Origin of the sequence: Rhodococcus sp. R1101 (genome assembly GCF_000278445.1) — a bacterium.
Taxonomy (GTDB): domain Bacteria; phylum Actinomycetota; class Actinomycetes; order Mycobacteriales; family Mycobacteriaceae; genus Rhodococcus; species Rhodococcus gordoniae.
The window spans coordinates 1-7,362 of sequence record NZ_AJVB01000172.1 but is presented as its reverse complement, the minus strand read 5'-3'; the positions used below and the strand labels follow the sequence as shown (position 1 = coordinate 7,362).

General features: G+C 68.8%; 7 protein-coding genes. 4 read left to right on the top strand and 3 right to left on the bottom strand.

Annotated features, from left to right (window positions below):
- A partial coding sequence (locus R1101_RS0112490) for a DUF456 domain-containing protein (RefSeq protein WP_016933755.1) occupies positions 1-301 on the bottom strand: 301 nt, incomplete at its 3' end.
- Between the two features lie 108 nt (positions 302-409).
- Between R1101_RS0112490 and R1101_RS0112485 the strand changes: the two genes are divergently transcribed.
- A complete protein-coding gene (locus tag R1101_RS0112485) occupies positions 410-3,175 on the top strand; it encodes a vitamin B12-dependent ribonucleotide reductase (protein ID WP_232284741.1) in 2,766 nt (921 codons plus the stop codon).
- Between the two features lie 23 nt (positions 3,176-3,198).
- Positions 3,199-3,627 carry a hypothetical protein gene (locus R1101_RS0112480; RefSeq protein WP_016933753.1) on the top strand — a complete coding sequence of 143 codons (429 nt, stop codon included), beginning with the start codon at positions 3,199-3,201 and terminating at the stop codon, positions 3,625-3,627.
- A gap of 7 nt (positions 3,628-3,634) precedes the next feature.
- Here R1101_RS0112480 and R1101_RS0112475 read toward each other — a convergent pair whose 3' ends face one another.
- Positions 3,635-4,015: a VOC family protein gene (locus tag R1101_RS0112475; protein WP_026003201.1), complete on the bottom strand. Its 381-nt coding sequence runs from the start codon at positions 4,013-4,015 to the stop codon at positions 3,635-3,637.
- Positions 4,016-4,107: 92 nt separating this feature from the next.
- Here R1101_RS0112475 and R1101_RS0112470 point away from each other — a divergent pair, with 92 nt between their 5' ends.
- Both R1101_RS0112470 and R1101_RS0112465 read left to right on the top strand, forming a co-directional pair.
- Positions 4,108-4,485: a nuclear transport factor 2 family protein gene (locus R1101_RS0112470; RefSeq protein ID WP_016933751.1), complete on the top strand. Its 378-nt coding sequence runs from the start codon at positions 4,108-4,110 to the stop codon at positions 4,483-4,485.
- Positions 4,486-4,590: 105 nt separating this feature from the next.
- The gene (locus tag R1101_RS0112465; protein ID WP_016933750.1) at positions 4,591-5,688 is read left to right on the top strand and encodes a CaiB/BaiF CoA transferase family protein; all 1,098 of its coding nucleotides are present in this window, start codon (positions 4,591-4,593) and stop codon (positions 5,686-5,688) included.
- A 51-nt stretch (positions 5,689-5,739) separates the two neighbouring features.
- Here R1101_RS0112465 and yczR read toward each other — a convergent pair whose 3' ends face one another.
- Positions 5,740-7,221 carry a MocR-like transcription factor YczR gene (gene yczR / locus R1101_RS0112460; RefSeq protein WP_016933749.1) on the bottom strand — a complete coding sequence of 494 codons (1,482 nt, stop codon included), beginning with the start codon at positions 7,219-7,221 and terminating at the stop codon, positions 5,740-5,742.
- Between the last annotated feature and the right edge of the window lie 141 nt (positions 7,222-7,362).

Genomic DNA, 7,362 nt, shown 5'->3' with positions numbered 1-7,362 from the left:
CGACGACGGGGACGACGAAGAACCCGGCGATGCCGAGCAGCCCGGCGAGGATGAGCGACCGGTTCGGCACTCCCGCCTGCTGCAGTCGCTTCCCGGGCCAGGTGTACTTCACGATGCCGGTGACCAGCAACGCCGCCGTCGCCACGCCGAGCACGACCCACGCGGTGGTGCCTCCCGTGACGAACGCCCACACGGCGATCGCACCGAAGATCAGCAGGACGCCGGGCAGGATCGGCAGCACGATCCCGAGCAGGCCGACGAGGATCGCCAGCCCGACGAGCAGTTCGCCCCCGGCACTCACGGCGCCACCGGGCGGGCCGAGCGGGCGGAAGGCAGCGGAGTACCGGGACGCGGTGGCAGCATGGTGGGACTATATGTGCCACCGGTCCACGCCCCCCGGGAGGACGCGATGAGCAGTACCAGGCCTCACAGCCCGAAGAGTGCTTCGGACGCCGATTCCGCCGCGGTGCGCGGCGACGTCCGGTACTTCACGACGCCCGCTGCCGATCCCGCCGAGACGGTCGAGTGGCAGCGACGCGACGCGCGGATCGTGCACCACGGCACCGGGCGCGTCGTCTTCGAGCAGACGGATGTGGAGTTCCCCGCCTTCTGGTCGCAGAACGCCACCGACATCGTCACGCAGAAGTACTTCCGTGGGCAGCTCGGGCACCCCGATCGTGAACATTCGCTGCGCGACGTGATCGCGCGCATCGTCGACACGATCACCGCCTGGGGGCACACCGACGGCCACCTCGACGACCCGGAGGCGTTCGCCGCCGAACTGACCTTTCTGCTGATCCACCAGCGGGCCTCGTTCAACAGTCCCGTCTGGTTCAACATCGGGGTGCCGAACACTCCGCAGCAGGCCAGTGCGTGTTTCATCCTGTCGGTCGACGACAGTATCGATTCGATCCTCGAGTGGTACCGCCAGGAAGCGGTGATCTTCAAGGGCGGATCGGGAGCCGGGGTGAACCTCTCCCGGATCCGCTCGTCGGCCGAACCGCTGACCGGCGGTGGAAGCGCATCCGGTCCGGTCAGCTTCATGCGCGGCGCCGACGCGTCGGCCGGCACGATCAAGTCCGGCGGCAAGACCCGGCGGGCCGCCAAGATGGTGATCCTCGACGTCGGCCATCCCGACGTCGAGGAGTTCGTCGACTGCAAGGCGATCGAGGAACGCAAGGCGCGGGTGCTCGCCGAGGCCGGTTTCGACATGGACCTCGATGGCGCCGACATCCATTCGGTGCAGTACCAGAACGCGAACAATTCGGTGCGCGTGACCGACGAGTTCATGCACGCGGTGGTGGCCGACGCCGAGTGGCCCCTGCGCGCCGTGACGACCGGCGAGACCGTCCGGACGGTGCGCGCGCGAGAGCTGTTGCAACGCATAGCATCCGCCACCTGGGAATGCGCCGACCCCGGCATCCAGTACGACACGACGATCAACGCCTGGCACACCGCCTCCGCGACCGGACGGATCAACGCGTCCAATCCCTGCTCGGAGTACATGCATCTCGACGATTCGGCCTGCAATCTCGCGAGTCTGAATCTGCTCACCTTCCTCCGCGAGGACGGCACCTTCGACGTCGACGGTTTCCGTCACGCCGTGGCGGTGATGCTCACCGCGCAGGAGATCCTCGTCGGCCGCGCCGACTACCCCACCGAGCGCATCGGTGCGACATCGCGTCGGTTCCGGCAACTCGGGCTCGGTTACGCCAATCTCGGTGCGCTGCTCATGGCTTCGGGCCTGCCCTACGACAGCGAAGCGGGCCGCGCGACCGCGGCGGCGATCACCGCGCTGATGACCGGGCACGCCTACGCCGTCTCGGCCGATCTGGCGCGGCGCCTCGGCCCGTTCGACGGGTTCGACGAGAACCGCGCGCCGATGCTCGACGTGCTGGGCAAGCATCGAGGGGCACTCGACGACATCGATGCCGATCTCGCCCCGGCCGACGTGCTCGAAGCCGCACGGCGGGCGTGGGATCGTGCGGTGACCGACGGCACCGCCCACGGCGTGCGCAACAGCCAGGTCAGCGTCCTCGCCCCCACCGGCACCATCGGACTCGCGATGGACTGCGACACCACCGGTATCGAACCGGATCTGGCGTTGGTGAAGACCAAGAAACTCGTCGGGGGTGGCAGCCTCACGATCGTCAATCGCAGTGTGCCACGCGCATTGTCGCGTCTGGGTTACGGCCCGTCGGACGTCGCCGACATCGTCGCGCATCTCGATCTGCACCACGATCTCGCCGGCGCGCCGCACGTTCGCGACGAGCACGCACCGGTGTTCGCGACCTCCATGGGCGACAACGTCATCTCGCCGCGTGGTCACGTCGCGATGATGGCCGCGGTGCAGCCCCTCCTGTCGGGTGCGATCTCGAAGACGGTGAACCTGCCCGAGTCCGCGACCGTCGACGACATCGCCGACATGTATGTCGACGCGTGGCGCCTGGGCGTGAAGGCCCTCGCGATCTACCGCGACAACTGCAAACTGGGACAACCGTTGTCGACGTCGTCGCGCCCTGCTGTCGCAGAAGCGGCGGCCCCGTCCGCGGCGCCTCGCCGCGAGCGGCTCCCGCGTACCCGCACTTCGCGGACGTTCGAGTTCCGGGTGGCCGACTGCAAGGGCTTCGTCACGATCGGCGAGTACGACGACGGGCGTCCCGGCGAGATGTTCCTGCGCGTGTCCAAACAGGGTTCGACGCTCGCCGGCATCATGGACGCCTTCTCGATGTCGGTCAGTTACGGTCTGCAGTACGGGGTTCCGTTGCGCACCTTCGTCCGGGCCTTCACGAGTACGCGTTTCGAGCCGGCCGGGATCACCGACGATCCGGATCTGCGGATCGCCACGTCGATCCTCGACTACATCTTCCGGCGACTGGCGGTCGACTATCTCGAACCCGACGAGCGCGCCGAACTGGGCATCCTCACCGTCGCCGAGCGTTCGGTGCCCGACACTCCCACGCTCACGCCGTACACGAGCACGCCGCCGGTGCGTGAGCCCGATCCGCCGGCGACCGCACGGCGCAGCACGCATGCGGACTCCCCGGGGGGGTTCGCCGCGCCGTCACCGTCGAATCCGGACGCGCCGTACTGCATGCAGTGCGGGGTGAAGATGCAACGGGCCGGATCGTGCCACGCCTGCCCGTCCTGTGGGAACACCAGCGGTTGCAGCTGAGGTGATGCGTCCATACTGGCGCGATGGTCCTGGGAGTCGACACCGAACTGACATTGACGGCCGCAGGTGCGGTCTTCCTCCTCGCGCTCGCTCTCGGCGTGTGGAAGTACCGGCAGATGGCGACGTCCGACGACCACCTCGCGCACCCGTACGTCGACATCGCCCACCGATCGGCCCTGATGTACTCCTTCGCGACGCTGCTGGTCGCGGTGTTCGTCGAGCTCAGCGCATGGCCTACCGCAGTGAACCTCGCCGCGGCCGCGGTGATCGTGGTGTTCTTCGTCGGTGCGATCGCGAGCTATGTCGTGCACGGTGCGCTGCGCGACACCACGAATCAGTTCGCGCATCCGGTGCGCGGGACGGGTCCGGCGATGGCCGCGCTGATCGTCGGTGAGATGGGTGGCTTCGCGGTGCTGTTCGCCGGCTTCCTGTGGGGTGCCTTCGCAAGCTGAGGCCGCGTCAGGTGCGGTGTTCGAGCAACGACAGGACGTTGCCGTGCGGGTCGCGGAACCACGCGACCCGCATACCGTCGGGCGCGGTCCACGCGTCGTGGTCGTCCTGATCCATGCCGTTGTAGCGGATGAACTCCACGCCGTGCTCACGCAGTCGTTCGACGGTGCCGTCCAAATCGGATACCCGCCAGCCCAGCACGGTGTAACCGGTCTCCTCGCGCGACTGCACGAGGGTCACCCGGACCGGTGCGCCGTCGCCTCCGTCGAGGACGAGCGCGAAGGGGTCGCGGGAGAGCTTCCGGAAGCGCAGGGTGTCGACGTAGAACATCTCCGAGACGTCGAGGTCGGTGCTCGGGACGAAGCTCACGAGTTGGCCGGTGATCGTCATACGTCCACTGTGCTCCGGAGCGCCCGAGTGCGACAGCGGATTCGGCGGATTCACGCCCCCACCTCGGCGATCCGGCGACTAGGCTCTCGATCATGAGTACCTCGGAGATCGCTACGGTCCTGGCCTGGCACGACGCTGTGAACAGCAACGACATCGACACGCTCGTGCAGTTGTCGAGCGACGACATCGTGCTCCCCACCCCCGACGACGATCCGGACCAAGGACTCGACGAACTGCGCGAGTGGGCGACGACGGCAGGGGTCACGCTGCAACCGGGCCGCCTGTTCGTCCACCACGGAATCGTGGTGGTCGAGGAGACGGCGACCTGGGCGTCCGATCCGGGTCCTCGTGAGGAGGCGATCGCCTTCCGGGTGGTCGACGACCAGGTGGTCACCGTCGTCCGCCACGCGGATCTCGGCGAGGCCTTCGAGGCGACCGGACTGAGCGAGGCGGACCTCTACGAGGAGTGATCAACTCCCGGCGACCGGACCCCAGTGACCGGAACCATATTCTGAACGCTCGCTAAGGTACTCTCCGTTGCGACAGTCCCTACACATCGGAGCGAGGTTCGTCGAGTGTCCGCTGAAGCTGTTGAGAAGAAGGGTCCGCTCGCGGGTGTCCGCGTCGTCGAGTTCAAGGGGCTCGGTCCCGGCCCGCACGCCGCGACCCTGCTCGCCGATCTCGGCGCCGATGTCGTCATCGTGCAGCGCCCCGGTGAGATCCCGCCGGCGGGACAGCGCGACCCGATTCAGCGCAACCGTCGCGTCGTGGAGGCCGACCTCAAGGATCCCGCCGACATCGAGAAGGTCCTGGGTCTGCTCGAGCGCGCCGACGTCCTCATCGAGGGTTTCCGTCCCGGCGTGACCGAACGGCTCGGTCTCGGACCGGATGTGGTCCTCGAGCGCAACCCGCGCATCGTCTACGGCCGCATGACCGGTTGGGGCCAGGAGGGCCCGCTCGCGAACGCGGCCGGCCACGACATCAACTACATCTCGCTCACCGGTGTGCTGCACGCGATCGGCCGTAAGGGTGAGCGTCCGGTGCCGCCGCTGAACATGGTGGGCGACTTCGGCGGCGGTTCGATGTTCCTCGTCTTCGGCATCCTCTCCGCCCTCGTCGAGCGGCAGACCTCCGGCAAGGGCCAGGTCGTCGACGCGGCGATGGTCGACGGTGCCCTCGCGCTCTCGCACATGATGTGGGCGTTCCGCGGTCGCGGTGTGTGGTCGGACGAGCGCGGCGTCAACCTGCTCGACACCGGCGCGCCGTTCTACGACGTCTACGAGACCAAGGACGGCAAGTACATGGCCGTCGGCTCCATCGAACCGCAGTTCTACGCACTGCTGCTGCAGGGCCTCGAGCTCGATCCGGCCGACCTGCCGCACCAGCTCGACACCTCCCGCTGGGCGGAGATGAAGAAGATCTTCACCGAGAAGTTCCTGTCGAAGACGCGCGACGAGTGGACCGAGATCTTCCTCGGCACCGATGCCTGCGTCTCCCCGGTCCTCACCTGGGCCGAGGCGGAGAAGAACGAGCATCTCGTCGCCCGCGGATCGCTGATCGAGATCGACGGCACCGTGCAGCACGCACCGGCGCCGCGCTTCTCCCGCACACCCGCCGGCGAGCCGGGGGCACCGGCGGCCGAGGCCACCGACATCGACACCCTCTGGGTCTGATCCGGCAGCCCGAGCCCGCCGACGCTCCGACGATCGTCCTGGCGCACAGGATCAGACGACGAGCCGCGCCTCGTCGGGCGTGCGTCCGGAGGCCACCTGGTCGTAGGCGGCGGCCATGGCCTCGACGGCGTCGTCGAGGACCTCCGCGTCCTGCGTATGCGGCAGGCGTACGAAGTGCTCGAACGCGCCCTGCACGCCGAAACGCGGACCGGCCGAGAGCAGCACGCCGTGAGACGGTGCGGCCGCAGCCAGCGAGGTCGACACCGGCTCGGGCATCCGCGCCCACAGCGACATCCCGCCCTGGCCCGGTGTGTACTCCCAGTCGGGTAACCGCCGGTCCAGGGCGTCGCACAGCGCACGACGTCGCTCCCGCAAGCCGGCGCGTCGGCGTTCGAGCAGCTCGTCGACATCCGAGAGCAGATGTGCGGCCGCAAGCTGTTCCATGACCGGGGTGCCCAGGTCGACGGCAGTCCGGGCTCCGGCCAGCCGGACGATCGTGTCGCGGTCGGCGCGGATCCACCCCACCCGCAGGCCGCCCCACAGCGACTTCGCCGTCGAGCCCACCGTCACCACCGACGCTCCGGCGGGCATCGCCGCGACCGGCGGCGGCGGCGGGGCGTCGAGCCACAGATCGACCATCGACTCGTCGACGACGAGCGTGGTCCGCGTGTCGCGCATGATGCGGGCCAGTTCGGCACGGCCGTCCTCGTCGAGGCACAGACCCGTGGGGTTGTGGAAGTCGGGGACGAGGAAGGCGGTGCGGGCGGCGGTCTGCCGGACGGCGCTGGCGACACCGTCGAGATCCCAACCGCCGTGCGGGCCGTTCTCCGGGCGCACCGGAACCGGCACCGGACGGGCGCCGTATCGGCGGATCGCTTCGAGCGCATTGGGATAGGTGGGGTGGTCGACGACCACCCGGTCGCCGGGATCGTCGAACACACCGAGCAGCAGGCGCATCGCGTGCTGCGCCCCGGAGGTGACCATGATCTGATCGGGCGAGGTGGGCAGTCCACGCTCGCGGTAGCGACGGGCGATGACCTCGCGCAGCACCGACACCCCGATCGGTTCCATGCCGTGCGAGTCGAGATAGGTCGACATCGACCGCAGCGCCGCCGCATACGCCGCCTCGATCTCCGTTGCAGGCGCGGGTAGCGAGGCATTGCTCAGATCGATCGCCGGACCGACCGGCATCCGGGATCCGGTGTTCTCGGAGCCCCGGCGAGCGGGCACCGCGACGGTGCTGCGGGCACCCTGTCGACTGCGCAGATAACCCTCTTCCCGTAGCGCCGCGTAGGCGGACGCGACGGTGGTGCGGCTCACCGACAGGGCTGCGGCGAGTTCCCGCTCGCTGGGCAGGGCGACCCCGAGCGGGACACGACCGTCGTGCACGAGCAGGCGGATGCTGTCCGCGAGCGCCCGGTAGGCAGGGCGGGGATCGGGGCGAGCGGAGCGACGGGAATGCGACTGCCCGGAATCCTGCCAGTTGCCGAGGTCGCGGACGAGCGAACCGGCTCCGATCGCTCGAGTGATCACCGATCCAGTATGCCCCGCGCCGCGCGGGCGGGATCAGGACGGTGGATCGAGCACCTGGCGGAACAGGACCGTCCCTCGCGAGTCGAGCAACTCGACCCGCATCTGCCTCGTCCTTCCGTCGATGAACACCTCCCCCGAAGT